The sequence below is a fragment of the Microbacterium sp. 05T445 genome, from assembly GCF_056395865.1.
Genome location: NZ_JBFTKJ010000002.1, coordinates 936,500 through 951,837, shown reverse-complemented (window position 1 = coordinate 951,837; position 15,338 = coordinate 936,500). Strand labels below are relative to the sequence as shown.

15 protein-coding genes are annotated in these 15,338 nt (G+C 71.3%); 8 read left to right on the top strand and 7 right to left on the bottom strand.

The annotated features are described in order from the left end of the window. Nucleotides 1–199 precede the first annotated feature (199 nt). The 3 genes from AC1DDU_RS13910 to AC1DDU_RS13900 all read right to left on the bottom strand — a co-directional run bounded on the left by AC1DDU_RS13910 (nt 200) and on the right by AC1DDU_RS13900 (nt 4,498). Nucleotides 200–802: a histidine phosphatase family protein gene (locus AC1DDU_RS13910; RefSeq protein ID WP_477435061.1), complete on the bottom strand. Its 603-nt coding sequence runs from the start codon at nt 800–802 to the stop codon at nt 200–202. A gap of 109 nt (nt 803–911) precedes the next feature. Beyond that, nucleotides 912–1,952 (bottom strand): aldo/keto reductase, encoded by a 1,041-nt coding sequence (locus tag AC1DDU_RS13905; RefSeq protein ID WP_477435059.1) that lies wholly within the window; start codon nt 1,950–1,952, stop codon nt 912–914. A 266-nt stretch (nt 1,953–2,218) separates the two neighbouring features. Further along, nucleotides 2,219–4,498 carry a polyribonucleotide nucleotidyltransferase gene (locus AC1DDU_RS13900; RefSeq protein WP_477435057.1) on the bottom strand — a complete coding sequence of 760 codons (2,280 nt, stop codon included), beginning with the start codon at nt 4,496–4,498 and terminating at the stop codon, nt 2,219–2,221. A gap of 312 nt (nt 4,499–4,810) precedes the next feature. Between AC1DDU_RS13900 and AC1DDU_RS13895 the strand changes: the two genes are divergently transcribed. From AC1DDU_RS13895 to AC1DDU_RS13885, 3 genes are read left to right on the top strand one after another with little or no spacing between them, the layout of a single operon-like run. Continuing rightward, nucleotides 4,811–4,993 carry a DUF5302 domain-containing protein gene (locus AC1DDU_RS13895; RefSeq protein WP_477435055.1) on the top strand — a complete coding sequence of 61 codons (183 nt, stop codon included), beginning with the start codon at nt 4,811–4,813 and terminating at the stop codon, nt 4,991–4,993. Nucleotides 4,994–5,002: 9 nt separating this feature from the next. Then, a complete protein-coding gene (locus AC1DDU_RS13890; protein WP_477435053.1) occupies nt 5,003–5,137 on the top strand; it encodes a hypothetical protein in 135 nt (44 codons plus the stop codon). A gap of 13 nt (nt 5,138–5,150) precedes the next feature. Continuing rightward, nucleotides 5,151–5,336: a hypothetical protein gene (locus AC1DDU_RS13885; RefSeq protein ID WP_477435051.1), complete on the top strand. Its 186-nt coding sequence runs from the start codon at nt 5,151–5,153 to the stop codon at nt 5,334–5,336. Between the two features lie 45 nt (nt 5,337–5,381). Here AC1DDU_RS13885 and AC1DDU_RS13880 read toward each other — a convergent pair whose 3' ends face one another. Further along, a complete protein-coding gene (locus AC1DDU_RS13880) occupies nt 5,382–6,836 on the bottom strand; it encodes a cation:dicarboxylate symporter family transporter (protein ID WP_477435049.1) in 1,455 nt (484 codons plus the stop codon). Between the two features lie 183 nt (nt 6,837–7,019). Here AC1DDU_RS13880 and AC1DDU_RS13875 point away from each other — a divergent pair, with 183 nt between their 5' ends. The 3 genes from AC1DDU_RS13875 (at nt 7,020) to AC1DDU_RS13865 (ending at nt 9,828) form a co-directional block, all read left to right on the top strand. After that, the gene (locus tag AC1DDU_RS13875; protein WP_477435047.1) at nt 7,020–8,285 is read left to right on the top strand and encodes a sensor histidine kinase; all 1,266 of its coding nucleotides are present in this window, start codon (nt 7,020–7,022) and stop codon (nt 8,283–8,285) included. Beyond that, nucleotides 8,282–8,974, top strand: a complete 693-nt coding sequence (locus AC1DDU_RS13870; protein WP_477435045.1) for a response regulator — start codon at nt 8,282–8,284, stop codon at nt 8,972–8,974. The genes AC1DDU_RS13875 and AC1DDU_RS13870 overlap by 4 nt, the downstream gene beginning before the upstream one ends. Nucleotides 8,975–9,171: 197 nt before the next feature. Then, nucleotides 9,172–9,828, top strand: a complete 657-nt coding sequence (locus AC1DDU_RS13865) for a hypothetical protein (protein WP_477435043.1) — start codon at nt 9,172–9,174, stop codon at nt 9,826–9,828. Between the two features lie 9 nt (nt 9,829–9,837). On the opposite strand, the gene AC1DDU_RS13860 is transcribed toward AC1DDU_RS13865, so the two are convergent. Then, complete coding sequence (locus AC1DDU_RS13860) at nt 9,838–11,805, bottom strand: glycosyltransferase (RefSeq protein ID WP_477435041.1); 1,968 nt, start codon at nt 11,803–11,805, stop codon at nt 9,838–9,840. 140 nt (nt 11,806–11,945) lie between these two features. On the opposite strand from AC1DDU_RS13860, the gene AC1DDU_RS13855 reads away from it, so the two are divergent. Together AC1DDU_RS13855 and AC1DDU_RS13850 are read left to right on the top strand one after the other, a co-directional pair. Further along, on the top strand, nt 11,946–12,554 hold the full coding sequence (locus tag AC1DDU_RS13855; RefSeq protein WP_477435039.1) for a DedA family protein: 609 nt from the start codon (nt 11,946–11,948) through the stop codon (nt 12,552–12,554). A 42-nt stretch (nt 12,555–12,596) separates the two neighbouring features. Further along, entirely contained in the window at nt 12,597–13,457 is an 861-nt protein-coding gene (locus AC1DDU_RS13850; protein WP_477435037.1) for a DNA/RNA non-specific endonuclease, read from the top strand. Nucleotides 13,458–13,466: 9 nt separating this feature from the next. Here the strand turns inward: AC1DDU_RS13850 and AC1DDU_RS13845 are convergent, their stop codons facing one another. Both AC1DDU_RS13845 and AC1DDU_RS13840 read right to left on the bottom strand, forming a co-directional pair. After that, complete coding sequence (locus tag AC1DDU_RS13845) at nt 13,467–14,120, bottom strand: FMN reductase (RefSeq protein ID WP_477435035.1); 654 nt, start codon at nt 14,118–14,120, stop codon at nt 13,467–13,469. A gap of 1 nt (nt 14,121) precedes the next feature. Continuing rightward, entirely contained in the window at nt 14,122–15,321 is a 1,200-nt protein-coding gene (locus AC1DDU_RS13840) for an LLM class flavin-dependent oxidoreductase (protein WP_477436833.1), read from the bottom strand. Between the last annotated feature and the right edge of the window lie 17 nt (nt 15,322–15,338).

The window sequence follows — 15,338 nt, the reverse complement described above, 5'->3', positions numbered from 1 at the left end:
GCGACTCCGTCTGGGGAGGGCGAGAACGGCGGACGCGCAGCGATCGTCACCCGAGGACGGCGACCGCTGTCGCAACGGCGCGCATCGTCGCCAGGCACGATCCGGCACAGCGATCGAGCACTCCGTCACTGAGAAATGTCCGCAACGGGCCGCATCCTGACATCCGGCGGCGAACCGTTGCCCAACCGTTACCGAAGCGTCAGACGGGGTAGACCTCGGGCAGCCCGGTGCGCAGTTCGACCGGCAGGTGGGCCATGTCGTTGTGCGACAGCAGGGTCCACGGCCGACCCTGCTTCTGCGCGATGACCGACAGCCCGCAGTGCGCCTGGTTGAGCGTCATCCACCGCCAGTCCGGCGCCTGCAGCACCTCGCGCACGAACCACGCGATCACGAAGTTGTGGGTGATCAGGAGCTCGTGCACCTCACCGCGCTTGCGCACCAGGAACTCGCTGACGGCGTCCGACATCTGGGCGCTGCCCGCCTCGATCTCGGCCTCGGTCACCGAGCCGAAGAACGGCTCGAACGCCGCCGGCGTCTGATCGGTCATCCCGGTCGGCACGCAGTCGAACAGCAGCGCGGAGGGCTCCGGCTTCAGCGACGGCATCCGCTCGGCCACCGCACGTGCGGTCTGGCTCGCCCGCTCGAGCGGGGAGTGCCACACCGCGTCGAAGGGCACGCCCGAGAGGCGATCGGCCAGCAGGGCGGCCTGACGTCGACCGCGCGGGGACAGGGGCCCGTCGACGAGTCCGTGCTCGGCATCCTGATGCTCACCATGCCGCACGAGGTAGATGTAGTGCGTCACGCAGCTCACTCCGTCGGGGTTGCGTGCCCTGGGGAAGGCACGACCTCCACCCTATGCCACGACCGGATGCCGCCTCCCTGACCTGTGGACAGCGTCGGCCGCGTCGGGCCTACTCGGCGGCGCGGGCGATGTCTGCCAGCTGCGAACGGCTCAGCCGCACACCCACGCCCTGCGCGAGCTCCTCGACATGCTGCGGCGCGTACGCGTTCACGATCGGGGCCGTGACGAGCTTCTGCGCGAGCAGCCACGCGACCGCGACCGCTGCGTCCGGCACGCCCAGCTCGCCTCCGACCGAGTCCAGCGCGCGCAGCGTGCGGCTGCCGCGCCGGTTGAGGTTGGCTGCCAGCTGCGCGCCGCGCACCGACAGGGCGCCGCGCAGCTTCGACCGCTGGCGTCCGGCCAGGAAGCCGTGCTCGAGCGCGTGGGAGGGCGTCACCGCCATCCCCTGCGCGCCGGCGACCAGGCGCAGGTCGGCGTCGAACTCGTGACGTCTCAGCACATTGAACGGAACGTCCAGCACGGTGATGCGCGGGTACCCCGCCGAGGCGAAGATGCGCGCCTCGACCAGCTGCGCCGCGGTGTACCCGATCGCGCCCAGCGCGCGGGCCTTGCCGGTCTCCACCAGCCACTCGGCCGTCGCGAGCGTGTCCTCCAGCGCCGAGGCCGAGTCGGTCGTGGCGTCGAGGTACAGCACGTCGATGCGGTCGGTGCCCAGGCGCGTCAGCGACGCCTCGACGGCGCGGATGAGGTTGACCGGGCCCAGCCCCGGGTTGTCGGCGTGGCCGCCGACGCGCACCCCGAGGACGACGTCGTCGCGCAGGCCGCGTGAACGCAGCCACTGGCCGATGATGTGCTCGCTGCGCCCGCTGGAGTAGCTGTCTGCGGTGTGCACCGCGTTGCCGCCCAGCTCGACGTAGGCGTCGAGGATGGCGTGGCTCGATTCGAGGTCGACGTTCCAGCCGAACTCCGCGGCTCCGAGGATCAGCGGGAAGACGTCTGGCCCGCCCTCGCCGAGCGCGACGCGCACGTTGCTGCCGACCGCGGGACCCTGCACCGGGATCGGTGCGGACGGGTGCGGAGCGCGCGCGACAGAGGCATCGGCATCCGCGCTCATCGCGGGAAGCGTCGAGTCAACGCCGAAATAAGCCATGTGCCACCCCCTCACGTCGGTCCTTGCGGAACCTTCGTGATCACTGTCACGCACCCCCCGGCGCGTACTTAGAGGGTAGGACACTCCGGACAAGACACCGCGCGCACAGGCGAACTGTCGATAAACATTACATAACGCTTCGGTCACGAACCGCCTATCGCCGGTGTTTTGTCCTCCGTTCGGAGGACACAACATGCAAAAAGCTCACCGGACGACGGATGCCCGCCCCTCGATGAGGGACGGGCATCCGTGCGGAACCGGGCGGATCAGCCTTCGGCGGGAGCCTCCGGGCCCTCGCTGGCCGCGGCGCGACCTTCCTGGTCGGCGGCCTCCTCGAGCACCGGCTCGAGCGAGAGCTTGCCGCGGTCGTCGATCTTCGTGATCTTCACGAGCAGCTTCTGGCCCACGTTGAGCACGTCCTCGACGTTCTCCACGCGCTTGCCGCCGGCGAGCTTGCGGACCTCGCTGACGTGCAGCAGGCCGTCCTTGCCGGGCAGGAGCGAGATGAACGCGCCGAACGTCGCGATCTTCACGACAGTTCCGAGGAACTGCTCGCCGACCTCAGGGTTGGTGGGGTTGGCGATGGCGTTCACCTGGGCACGGGCGGCCTCGGCCGACGGGCCGTCGACGGCGCCGATGTAGACGGTGCCGTCCTCCTCGATGGAGATGTCGGCGCCGGTCTCGTCCTGGATCGCGTTGATCGTCTTGCCCTTGGGCCCGATGAGCTCGCCGATCTTGTCGACCGGGATCTGCACGCTGATCACGCGCGGCGCCGTCGGAGCCATCTCGTCCGGGCCGTCGATCGCGGCGTTGAGCACACCGAGGATCGTCAGGCGCGCCTCCTTGGCCTGCGTCAGCGCGGCCGAGAGCACCGACGACGGGATGCCGTCGAGCTTCGTGTCGAGCTGGATCGCGGTGACGAACTCGCTCGTGCCGGCGACCTTGAAGTCCATGTCGCCGAGCGCGTCCTCGGCGCCCAGGATGTCGGTCAGCGCGGCGTAGCGCGTCTGGCCGTCGACCTGGTCCGACACGAGGCCCATGGCGATGCCGGCGACGGGGGCGCGCAGCGGCACACCCGCGTTCAGCAGCGACAGGGTCGAGGCGCACACCGAGCCCATCGACGTCGAGCCGTTGGAGCCGAGGGCCTCGGACACCTGACGGATCGCGTAGGGGAACTCCTCGCGGCTGGGCAGCACCGGCACGAGCGCGCGCTCTGCCAGGAAGCCGTGGCCGATCTCGCGGCGCTTCGGGCTGCCCACACGACCGGTCTCACCCGTCGAGTAGGGCGGGAAGTTGTAGTGGTGCATGTAGCGCTTGTGCGTGACGGGCGACAGCGAGTCGATCTGCTGCTCCATCTTGAGCATGTTCAGCGTGGTGACGCCCAGGATCTGGGTCTCGCCGCGCTGGAAGATCGCCGAGCCGTGGACGCGCGGGATGACCTGCACCTCCGCGTCGAGCGGACGGATGTCGGCCAGGCCGCGACCGTCGATGCGGACGCCCTCGCTGAGGATCCGGCCGCGGACGATCTTCTTGGTGACCGACTTGTAGGCGGCGGAGAACTCCAGCGTCGCCACGGCGGGCAGCTCGTTCGCCTCGACGGCGGCGATCAGCTCGGCCTTGACGCGGTCCTTGACGGCGTCGTCGGCGTTCTGGCGCTCCTGCTTGTCGGCGATCTGGTAGATGCCCACCAGCTCGTCGTATGCGCGGCCGGCGACGAAGTCGTAGGTCTCCTGGCCGTACGCCGGGAACACCGGGTACTCCTGGATCTCCTTCGCGGCGGTGTTGGCCACGACGTTCTGCGCGGCGACGAGCTCCTTGATGAACGGCTTGGACGCCTCAAGGCCCTGCGCGACGATCTCTTCGCTGGGCTTGGTGGCGCCGCCCTTGATGAGGTTCCAGGAACCCTCCGTGGCCTCGGCCTCGACCATCATGATCGCGACGTCGCCGTCTTCGAGCACGCGGCCCGCGACGATGAGGTCGAAGACGGCCTCTTCGAGCTGCTTGACGTTCGGGAACGCGACCCACTGGTCTGCGTGGTCGCCGTGGCCGGGGATGAGCGCGAGGCGCACACCGGCGATCGGGCCCGAGAACGGCAGGCCCGAGATCTGGGTCGACAGCGAGGCGGCGTTGATCGCCAGCGCGTCGTAGAACTCGCCCGGAGCGATCGACAGGACGGTGACGACGATCTGGACCTCGTTGCGCAGGCCGTCGACGAACGACGGACGCAGCGGACGGTCGATCAGACGGCAGACGAGGATCGCCTCGGTGGAGGGGCGTCCTTCGCGGCGGAAGAACGATCCGGGGATCTTTCCGGCGGCGTACGAGCGCTCTTCGACGTCGACGGTCAGCGGGAAGAAGTCGAAGCCCTCACGAGGGTGCTTCCCGGCGCTGGTGGCCGAGAGGAGCATCGTCTCCTCGTCGAGGTAGGCGGCGACGGCACCCTGTGCCTGCTGCGCCAGTCGTCCGGTCTCGAACCGGACGGTGCGGGTGCCGAAGCGGCCGTTGTCGAGGACGGCTTCGGCGGCGGTGATTTCAGGACCTTCCAAGAGGTCTCTCCTTCTTTGTTTAGCCTCGCGCGGCCGTGTGCCGGGCGAGGGTCAATCGAAGGAGCAGGAACAGGCAGATCTCGGCGCGCGGCGATGCCGCGGGACTCGCCAGCGCTGGTCACCAGTCGAAGATCACCCGCCACGAGATGTCGGGGAACCCACCACAGGGGACCAGCTTCCTGCCGGCCTGCTCCGTGCAGCTCATATGTAATTTGAGCGGATGCCGCAAGGCAACCTGCACAAGCCTATCAGCGGGCCGCCGGAATGCCCCCACTCTGGCGGGCGTCGGAGGCCGCCCGTAGGGTGGTGGGCATGAGCACCGACGAGAAGCCGGCGTCTTCGGCATCCGATGAGATGAAGCGCAAGTTCAAGGAGGCCCTCGAGAAGAAGAACGCTCACCAGCGCTCGGGAGAGTCGCACATGAACGCCGATTCGGCGATCCACAACACCCACGGGGCGATGACCAAGCGCGAGTTCCGCCGCAAGAGCGGCTAGGAGGACGACATGGTCTTCGACCCGACGTTCCACGAGATCTCGGACGAGGCCGACGAGCTGCCCGACCTGGACGGCTCTGCGGACGCCGCTCCGCTGGAGGGCGACATCGAAGAGGACGAACTGCCGCCGTACGGCGAGGAGTGATCGCGAGACCGACATGAGCGACTTCCGCGAACGCATCCCCGACGACGAGCGGGACGTGCCCATCGACGACGAGGTGGAGCTCGAACTCCCGCCTCCGACGATCGATCCGCTCGAGGCGGTCGAGGCGGAGGTCGACGAGCTCGCCCTCGAGGAGCACGAGTCGGCCATCGAGGCCGGCGAGATCGACCCGGGCGACTGAACGACGGGTGCGGGACGCATCGTCCCGCACCCGTCGTCGTCCGGCTCAGCGCGAGAGCACCTCGCGGTGGTCGCGTGCCCGCTGCTCCTTGGCCTCGGCTTCGGCCACCGCGGCCTCTTCGAGCCCCTGCACCCCGACCGCGTCGTTCGCGGCCGACATGCCGTCGTGGTCGTCGCCCGACAGCGTGGTCTCGTCGAACGGCAGCTCTCCGGCGAGCACGCGGCGGGCGCGCGCTGCGTCGAACTGCTTCGTCCAGGTGCCGATGAGCACCGTGGCGACGGCGTTGCCGGTGAAGTTCGTGAGCGCGCGGCCCTCCGACATGAACCGGTCGATCCCGACGATCACCCCGACGCCGTTGACGAGGTCTGGACGGTAGGCCTGCAGCCCGCCGGCGAGCGTTGCCAGGCCCGCGCCGGTCACGCCCGCCGCGCCCTTGGACGCGATGATCATGAACACGAGCAGTCCGATCTGCTGGCCGATCGACATCGGCGCGCCCATGCCGCTGGCGATGAACAGCGACGCCATCGTCAGGTAGATCGCGGTGCCGTCGAGGTTGAAGGAGTACCCGGTCGGGACCGTGATGCCGACGACCGGCTTCGACACGCCCAGGTGCTCGAGCTTGGCGATCAGCCGCGGCAGCGCGGACTCGGACGACGAGGTCCCGACGATCAGCAGGTACTCGCGTGCTAGGTACTTCATGAGGCGGAAGACGTTCACGCGGGTGACGACGTACAGCAGGGTGCCGAGGACGCCCACGATGAACAGCACGCACGTGATGTAGAAGGCGACCATCAGGGTGCCCAGCGCCCAGATCGCCGCGACCCCGGTGGTGCCCACGACAGCGGCGATCGCGCCGAACGCCCCGATCGGCGCGAGCCACAGGATCATGCCGAGGATGCGGAAGACGAGCGCCTGCAGGTGCTTGACCGCGCTCATGATGGGCGCGCCCCTGTCCCCCATCTGCTGCAGCGCGAATCCGACGAGCAGCGCGATGAACAGCACCTGCAGCACGCTCTCGCCGGTGAACGCCGAGAAGAACGTGGCAGGGATGATCCCGAGGACGAACTCCTGCGTGATCTTGGCCTCGGCGGTGGCGGCCTCGTAGGTCGCGTTCGCCATGTTCAGGCCCTCGCCCGGGTGGAGGAGGTTGCCGACCACGAGCCCGATCGCGAGTGCGAAGGTCGACATCACCATGAAGTACAGCAGCGCGAGGCCGCCGATCTTGCCGACGGTCGCGGCCTTGGCGATCGAGCCGACACCCACGACGATCGTGCAGAAGATGATCGGCGCGATCATCATCTTGATGAGCGCGACGAACCCCTCGCCGAGAGGTTTGAGGGCGACGCCGACCTCCGGCCAGACGAGGCCGACGATCGCGCCGAGTGCCACCGCGACGATCACGGCGACGTAGAGCCAGGTGTGCTTGTCCCACGAGTGCTTGCCGCGCCGCCAGTTGAAGGCGGGGAGCGTGAACGAAGTGGTGCGGGTCGAGAGAGCCATCATTGCCTCCTGCGGAGCGGAACGGCGTCGTGTCCGTGCGCCGCACGGTCGAGCGGCGTGACCACAGCGTGCGCGCGCCGGGCGTCGGGAGCCATTTGTGGTCGTATTGGTCGCGCTCCGGGTCTCGCCGATCCCGCCGTGCACGGACGAGGATGGATGCGGCGGCATCGACGAGGAGAGCCAATGTCATCGCGGACGGAGCAGGGCAGCGCGGCAGCCCGCGTGTTCGCGGTCGTCGCCGTGTCGGCCGCGGTGATCGTCGCGGCCCTGGCCGCCGTGCTCGTCCTCGACGCGGAGCGGTCCGAGCGCAGCGAGGCCGAGGAGGTGACGCGCGCCGTGGCGACGTCGCTTGCGGCGCTCCCGGAGGTCGCCGATGCGCTGGGCGGGTCCGACCCCTCGCAGCGGCTGCAGCCGCTGGCCGAGGAGGTCATGAGGGGCACCGGCCTCGACTTCGTCACGATCATGACGCCGGACGGCATCCGTGTCACCCATCGCGATCCCGCCGAGATCGGCCGCCACTATCTGGGCACGATCCCCGCGACGCCGACCGTCGTCACCGAGGAGTTCACCGGGACGCTCGGACCGTCGGTGCGCACGATCGTCCCGGTGACGGTGGGCGGCCGGACGGCGGGGTGGGTGTCGGTCGGCGTGACGCTCGGGAGCATCTGGGGCAAGATCCTGCCGCGGCTGCCCTTCGTGGTGTCGATCGCCCTCGCGCTGCTCGCGGCGGGACTGGTGGGCGCGTGGCTGGCTCGCCGCACGACGCGACGTGTCGCCGGCGACCTGCCCGCCGGGACGATCCGCGACGCGGTCGCGTCGTACGAGTCGGTGCGCACGCTGGGCGAGGCGCTGCGCGCGCAGACGCACGAGCACGGCAATCGCATGCACACGGCGGTGTCGCTGCTCGAGCTGGGGCGCACGCGCGAGGCGATCGAGATCCTCACCGAGACGTCGCGGCAGAGCCAGGAGCTCGTCGACCAGGTGTCAGCCCGCCGGGGTGGCGATCCCACGGTCGGTGCACTGCTGCTCGGCAAGGCGGCGCAGGCCCGCGAACGCGGCATCGAGTGGACGGCCGAGATCTCTCCCGACGCTCCGCGCAGCGTGCTCTCCCCCGTCGACGCGGTGTCGGTGGTCGGCAACCTCATCGACAACGCGATGGATGCCGCGGCCTCCGCCCGAGCGCCGCGGTGGGTCCGCGTGGTGTTCGCCGCGACGGATGCCTCCCCCGCGGCGCTGCGCATCGAGGTCTCGGACAGCGGGACCGGGGTTGCCGCTGCGCTGCGGGAGCGGATCTACGAGCACGGCTTCTCGACGAAGCCCTCCGGCTCCGAAGGGCGCGGCGTGGGTCTCGCGCTGGTCCGCTTGATCGTGGCCAGCGCGGACGGCGACATCGAGCTGCGGGACGACCCGACGGTGTTCGTGGTGACCCTGCCCGCGAGGCCGGCATGATCCGCGTGCTCCTCGTCGACGACGACGCCCTCACCCTCGAGCTGCACCGCGACTACCTCGACCGGCTCGACGGGTTCGTTGCGGTCGCCGAGTGCACCGGGGCACGGGCGGCCATCGACGCGGTGCTCGACCGCGGCGACGAGATCGACCTGATGCTGCTGGACGTCACGATGCCCGACGGGACGGGCCTGGACGTGCTGCGGCACGTGCGGGCGCGCGGTGCGGCGGTGGACGTCATCGCGATCACGGGGGTGCGCGACGCCGACGTGGTGCGGCAGATGGTCTCGCTCGGCGTGGCGCAGTACCTTGTGAAGCCGTTCACGTTCGCGGTGTTCCGCGATCGGCTCGAGCAGTACCGCGAGTTCCGCCGGCGCGCGGCCGAGGCGGCCGGTGCGCCGACGCAGGCCGAGATCGACGCCCTCCTGGGCGCGCTGCGACCCGCGGCGCCGGTCGCGCTGCCGAAGGGGCTCTCGCCCGACACGCTCGCCCGCATCAGCGACGAGGTGCGGGAGCGAGGGCCCGTCTCGGCGGCCGAGGCCGCGGACCGGCTGGGGATGTCGCGGGTCGCCGCGCGGCGTTACCTCGAGCACCTGGTGGCCGCCGGGCGCGTCCAGCGCACCGCCCGCTACGGCACGCGCGGACGCCCGGAGTCCGAGTACGGCTGGGGCTCGCAGTCCGGCCGGCTCTGACGCGGGCGCGGGACGCGGCATCCGTCCTCGCCCCGGCGGCGGACTCGGCGCGCGAGGGTGACGAGTCCGACCCCGAGGGAATAGTGTCGCGCCTACGGGATCTGCCGGAGCGGCCGGTCCGCAGTGCCCCACCGACGACGGACCTGCAACGGAGGACGCATGCCCCCTCACCCGGCGATCGATGCGGACGTCGTCCGATGACCGCGCACGGCCCGGCGGATCCCGCGACCACACGGGTGCGGCGGCTGCGGCGCGAGTCGTGGGGGTTCGCGGTCGGCTCGGTGCTGTTCTTCGTCGGTGCCCTGCCGTCGTACGCGGAGTGGACCGGCGCGGTCGTCACGAATCTGACCTTCTTCGTCGGCTCGCTGTTCTTCACCGCCGCGGGATTCATCCAGCTCGCGCTCAGCGGGCGGCGCACGCCGCATGCGCGCATGAACCGTCCGGACCGCGTCGACTGGTGGGCCGCGGCGATCCAGTTCGCCGGCACGCTCCTGTTCAACCTCTCGACCGGGTTCGCCCTCGCGGCCGCGATCGCCGCGCCCGACAAGGTGGGGGTCGGCTGGCGCCCCGACGCCTGGGGATCGGCCGCCTTCCTCGTCTCGAGCGTCCTCGCGGTGCTGGCGACGAAGGACCGCGGGCAGCTGTGGGACCGGGATGCCCGCACGTGGCACGGGACCGGGCTGAACCTGCTGGGATCGATCGCCTTCGGCATCTCGGCCGTCGGCGCCTACGTGCTGCCGTCGACGGGCGACCTCGCCAACGAGCGCTGGGCGAACCTCGGCACGGCGCTGGGCGCGCTGTGCTTCTTCGTGGCGGCGCTGCTCGCTCGGCGCACCATCACCGCCGACGACTGAGCGGATGCCTCAGCCGGCGTCGACCGCTGTGCGCACGTCGCCGTGGCCGCCGATGAGCACGTAGTCGACGTGCTTGGCGGCCAGGCCGTCGCCGGCGGTGCGTCCGCGCAGCCGCCGCCACACCCACGGGAGCGCGTCGCGGCGCAGCCACGAGCCCGACGCGACCGGATCTCCGTCGGCGTGGAGGGAGGCGTCCAGGTCGCCGACCGCTTCGGCGTCCGGCACGCCCAGGGCCTCGGCGGCGCGGTAGGCCAGGAACCGGTGGCCGCGGGGGCGCAGGTGCACCTTGTCGTCGGCCCACAGGTCCAGGTCGCCGATCGCGGGCAGCGCCTCGAGGTCCAGCAGCACGGCGTCCGTCTGCGCCGCGATCCGTCGCAGCTCCGAGGCGAACGCGGCGAAGCGCCGGGCGAACAGCATCGCCGCCCGCCGGCGCGGCAGGAACGGCGTCACCAGCAGCACGTCGATGCCGGCATGCCGCAGCGTGCGGACGGCCCCCTCGACGTCGCCGGCGAGCGCGAACGGATCCGCAGCGCGGCCCACGAGGTCGTTGGCGCCGATGAGGATCGACACCAGCTGCGGACGCAGGGCGAGCGCCCGGGGCACCTGCTCCTCGACGAGGTGCCGGACCCGGCGGCTGCGCTCAGCGAGGTTCGCGTACCGGAACGTCGAGCCCGTGCCGCCGGCATGGGCGAGCAGCGACGCGAGCCGGTCCGCCCACCCCCGGTACTCCCCCGACGGCATGCGCGACGCGTCGCAGAGTCCCTCGGTGATCGAGTCCCCCAGCGCGACGTAGCGCGACCACCCCCGCCGCGGCGCTGCCGCAGGCACGGCCGGCCGGGTCGCAGCGCGCTGCAGCAGCGCGTCGTCGATGGGGCGCAGCATCCGCGCCTCCTCGTAGTGGCCGACCAGCCGCCGGCACACCGCATCCCACGTGCGATCGCGCACCGACTCGCGTGCGGCGGCGGCGAAGGCACGCCGCTTGCCGTCGTCGCCGACGAGATCCGCGACACGGGCGCGCAGGTCGCGCAGGTCGCCGGGGCGGTAGAGCCAGCCGTCGATGCTCGAGCGCACCAGGTCGACCGGGCCGCCCGTACCCGTCGCGACGACCGGCACGCCGCTGGCCAGCGCCTCCTGGATCGTCTGCCCGAACGTCTCGCTCTCGCCGGGGTGGACGAACACGTCGAAGCTCGCCAGCGCCTCGGCGAGCGCCGGGCCGCTGAGATGGCCTGTGAACACGGCGTCCGGGAGCGCCTTCTGGAGCGCGGGACGCGCCGGTCCGTCGCCGACGATCACGAGGCGGGTGCCGTCGAGCCCGGCGAGCGCACCCAGATCCTCGACCTGCTTCTCTGGAGCGAGCCGGCCGACGTACCCGACGACCTTCTCCCCCGGGGCGATGTCGGCCCGCCACGCCTCGCTGCGCCGCTCCGGGCCGAAGCGGGCCGTGTCGACGCCTCGGCCCCAGCGGCGCAGGCGGTCCACGCCGAGCTCGTCGAGCTGGCGCAGCGACGCCGTCGACGGCGCGAGGGTCAGCGTGGCACGTCGGTGCAGGCGGGCGACGTGGCGCCCGACGAGGGCGGAGGCCTGCGGCATCCCGTACTTCTCGGCATACGCGATGACGTCGGTCTGGTACACGGCCACCGTCGGGGTGTGCAGCGCGTCGGCGGCGGCGAGCCCCTTCCAGCCGAGCACGAACGGCGAGGCGAGGTGCACGACGTCCGGACGGAAGTCGCGCAGGATCGCGGTCAGGCGCGCCGCACGGGCGAACACGACGCGCACGTCGGGGTACGACGGCAGCGGCACCGAGCGCAGCAGCTCGGTGCGGGCGCCGTGCAGGTCCGCCGTGATCTCCCCCGCGCGCGGGGCGATCACGAGGGTCTCGTGACCTTCGGCGGCGAGGTGACGCAGGACGTGGAGGACCGACCCCGTCACCCCGTTCATGTGGGGCAGGAACGATTCGGCGAGCAGCGCGACTCTCACCCTCCCAGCGTGACGGGCCGGGAGCGACCGGATGCCGCGAATCGGCCGGTCGCCGGAAGAGTTCACCCGATGCACGACGTCAGGTCACCGGACGTGCCCCGTTCCGTCGCCGTTCACCGCCGGTCGCTACCAAGGAGAGCGTGGTCGAGGACCTGCTCACCGCAGTGGCGCAGAGCGCATGGGCACTGCCGCTGCTGTTCGCGCTCGTGCTGGGCGACGCGTTCCTCGTGGTGCTGCCCGGCGAGGCGGCCGTGACCGCGCTGGGCGCGCTCGCGGTCTCGCAGGGCGAGCCTTCGCTCGCGGCGATCGTGCTCGTCGCCGCGGCCGCCGCACTGTCCGGCGATGCCGCCTGCTACCTGCTCGGCCGCACCATCGGCCTGCAGCGGTGGCGGTGGATGCGGGCGCAGCGCGCGCAGGCCGCGTTCACGTGGGCGCGGCTGCGGCTGGAGCGCCGGGCCGCGCTGGTGCTGTTCACGGCCCGCTTCATCCCGTTCGCCCGCCTCGCCGTGAACCTCACCGCGGGCGCCACCCGGCTCGCCGCACCGCGCTACCTCGCGGTCGCTGGGCTCGCCGCCCTCGCGTGGGCGCTCTACCAGGCGCTCATCGGTGCGCTCGTGGCCGCCCTCCTTCCCGGCGGCCCGGTGGTGGCGGTGGTGGTGTCGGTCGCGCTCGCGATCGGCCTGGGGCTGGCGGTCGACGCGGTGCTCGCCCGCCGGCTGGGCGATCCGCGATCGACGGGCGGCCGGTGACGACACCTGCGCGATGTCGCCGACGAGCGCCAGGATGGACGCGTGACAGAGGCGACAGCGGGCGGATACGACGACGGCTTCCTCGGCATCCCGCTCCCCCTTCCGGGGCCGGCGGAAGGGCAGCCGGTGCACAGGCTCGCCTACCCGCGGTTCTCGGTGCTGCTGCAGCCGCAGCGCAGGCTCGCCCTCATGACCGGCGTCAACATCGACGGCGCCGCGCTGCTCGACCTGCCCCGCACCGGACGATGGCGCCTGGATGCGCGCGTCCCGGCCGCGGAGCAGGCCGGTCCGGTCGTCTACGCCGACAACGACCTCGACCGCGGGCATCTCGTGCGTCGCCGCGATCCCGGGTGGGGCACCGAGGCACAGGCGCGGCGTGGCAGCGAGGCGACCTTCGTCTACCCCAACGCGGCACCGCAGGCGAGCGGGTTCAACCAGTCCCCGCAGCTGTGGCTCGGGCTGGAGGACCACGTTCTCGCCTACGCGGACGCGACGGACCAGCGCATCAGCGTGTTCACCGCACCCGTCCTGGCCGACGACGATCCGCCGTATCGCGGCATCCAGGTCCCCCGCCGCTTCTTCAAGGTCGCCGCGTGGGCGAGGGAGGACAACAGGATGCCGCCGCCCGCGCCGGGCGACCCGTCACCCGCGCGGCCGCCCGTGCTCGCGGCAGCCGGCTTCGTGCTGGACCAGTCGTCCCTCATCGACGTGAGCGACGGCTCCCTCGCCGTGCCGCCGCTCGGGGGCTTCCGCACGTTCCAGGTGCCCATCGGCGACATCGAGACGATCGCGGGGGTCGACCTCGGCGCACTGGTCGAGGCCGACGTGCTGCCGCAGCCGACAGTGCGCGGAGAGGGCGCCTGGCGCCCCCTCCGCGCACCGGAGGACGTATATCTCGGGTGAGGTGCGGGGCTACTCCCCCGCGAGCCCGCCGAGCAGATGACCGAAGGAGCGGCCCTCGCCGAGGTAGTTGGCCGGATCGAACGGGTCGCTGTCCTTCGCCGGCTCGCGCCGTGCGATCGCCTCCGCCAGCTCGCGGGCGCCGCGCTCGACGCGCTCCCCGAGCGGGGCCACGCTGTCGGCGGTGGCACCCCAGTCGCTGGACGCCGCGAACACCCCGGTCGAGACCGGCTCGGCGTGCAGGTAGGTGAACAGCGGCCGGATCGCGTAGTCGATCGCCAACGAGTGGCGGGCGGTCCCCGCGTTCGCGCCGATCAGCACCGGCTTGCCGGTGAGCGCGTCGGGGTCGAGCACGTCGATGAACGACTTGAACAGCCCGGAGTAGCTCGTGGAGAAGATCGGGGTCACCGCGATGATCGCGTCGGCCGAGACGACCGCGTTCACCATCGACTCGAGCGCCGGCGGCGCGAACCCGGTGAGCAGGTTGTTGGTGATGTCGTGCGCGTAGTCGCGCAGCTCGAACACGTCGACCTCGATCTCGATGCCGCGTTCGGAGAGCTGCTTCGCGGTCGCGGCGGCCAGCCTGTCGGCGAGCATGCGCGTCGAGGACGGATTGGACAGTCCGGACGAGATCACCGCGATGCGGCGGGGCGATGCCGTGGTCATCTCAGGCCTCCTTCCGGCCCAGGCCGAACGCCGCACCCGCGGGTGCGGGCGCATCCTGGTAAGGCGACCCGGCGGTCAGGTTGTCGCCGCGGTTCGCACCGGGCACGGCCTGACGGGCGGGGCCGTCGCCGTACGCCGCCTTCACGAGACCGGCGTGGGTGGGGGCATCCGGCACCTCGGCCGGGCGGTTCTTCTGCAGCTCCTTGCGGAGCACGGGCACGACCTCGCCGCCCAGGATGTCGAGCTGCTCGAGCACGGTCTTCAGCGGCAGGCCGGCGTGGTCGATGAGGAACAGCTGGCGCTGGTAGTCGCCGAAGGTCTCGCGCATCGCGGCATACCGGTCGATGACCTGCTGCGGCGAGCCGACGGTCAGCGGGGTCATCTCGCTGAAGTCCTCCAGCGACGGCCCGTGGCCGTAGACCGGCGCGTTGTCGAAGTACGGCCGGAACCGGTTCACGGCATCCTGCGACTTCGCGGCCATGAACACCTGGCCGCCGAGGCCGACGATCGCCTGCTCGGGCGTGCCGTGGCCGTAGTGCGCGTACCGCTGGCGGTACAGCTGGATCAGGCGCTGGTAGTGCTCCTTGGGCCAGAAGATGTTGTTCGCGAAGAAGCCGTCGCCGTAGTAGGCCGCCTGCTCGGCGATCTCGGGAGTGCGGATCGAGCCGTGCCACACGAACGGCGCGACGCCGTCCAGGGGACGCGGGGTCGACGTGAAGCCCTGCAGCGGGGTGCGGAACTGTCCCTCCCAGTCGACGACGTCCTCACGCCACAGGCGGTGCAGCAGGTTGTAGCTCTCGATCGACAGCGGCAGGCCCTGACGGATGTCCTTGCCGAACCACGGGTACACGGGGCCGGTGTTGCCGCGGCCCAGCATGAGGTCCATGCGACCGCCGGACACGTGCTGCAGCATCGCGTAGTCCTCGGCGATCTTCACCGGGTCGTTCGTGGTGATGAGCGTGGTGGCGGTCGAGAGGATGAGCCGCTCGGTCTGACCGGCGATGTAGGCGAGCGTCGTCGTCGGCGACGACGACCAGAACGGCGGGTTGTGGTGCTCCCCGATCGCGAAGACGTCGAGCCCGACCTCTTCGGCGTGCTTGGCGATGGTCACGGCATTGCGGATCTTCTCCGCCTCACTGGGCGTGGTGCCGTTCGTCGGGTCCTCGGTGATGTCGCTCACCGTGAAGATGCCGAACTGCATTCCCGACCACGTGGTGC

Excerpts from the sequence above, each read along its gene's own strand:
- AC1DDU_RS13905 (WP_477435059.1), bottom strand. The coding sequence starts at position 1,952 with ATGGCTTATTTCGGCGTTGACTCGACGCTTCCCGCGATGAGCGCGGAT.
- AC1DDU_RS13895 (WP_477435055.1), top strand. The coding sequence starts at position 4,811 with ATGAGCACCGACGAGAAGCCGGCGTCTTCGGCATCCGATGAGATGAAG.
- AC1DDU_RS13890 (WP_477435053.1), top strand. The coding sequence starts at position 5,003 with ATGGTCTTCGACCCGACGTTCCACGAGATCTCGGACGAGGCCGACGAG.
- AC1DDU_RS13885 (WP_477435051.1), top strand. The coding sequence starts at position 5,151 with ATGAGCGACTTCCGCGAACGCATCCCCGACGACGAGCGGGACGTGCCC.
- AC1DDU_RS13880 (WP_477435049.1), bottom strand. The coding sequence starts at position 6,836 with ATGGCTCTCTCGACCCGCACCACTTCGTTCACGCTCCCCGCCTTCAAC.
- AC1DDU_RS13875 (WP_477435047.1), top strand. The coding sequence starts at position 7,020 with ATGTCATCGCGGACGGAGCAGGGCAGCGCGGCAGCCCGCGTGTTCGCG.
- AC1DDU_RS13870 (WP_477435045.1), top strand. The coding sequence starts at position 8,282 with ATGATCCGCGTGCTCCTCGTCGACGACGACGCCCTCACCCTCGAGCTG.
- AC1DDU_RS13865 (WP_477435043.1), top strand. The coding sequence starts at position 9,172 with ATGACCGCGCACGGCCCGGCGGATCCCGCGACCACACGGGTGCGGCGG.
- AC1DDU_RS13845 (WP_477435035.1), bottom strand. The coding sequence starts at position 14,120 with ATGACCACGGCATCGCCCCGCCGCATCGCGGTGATCTCGTCCGGACTG.
- AC1DDU_RS13840 (WP_477436833.1), bottom strand. The coding sequence starts at position 15,321 with ATGCAGTTCGGCATCTTCACGGTGAGCGACATCACCGAGGACCCGACG.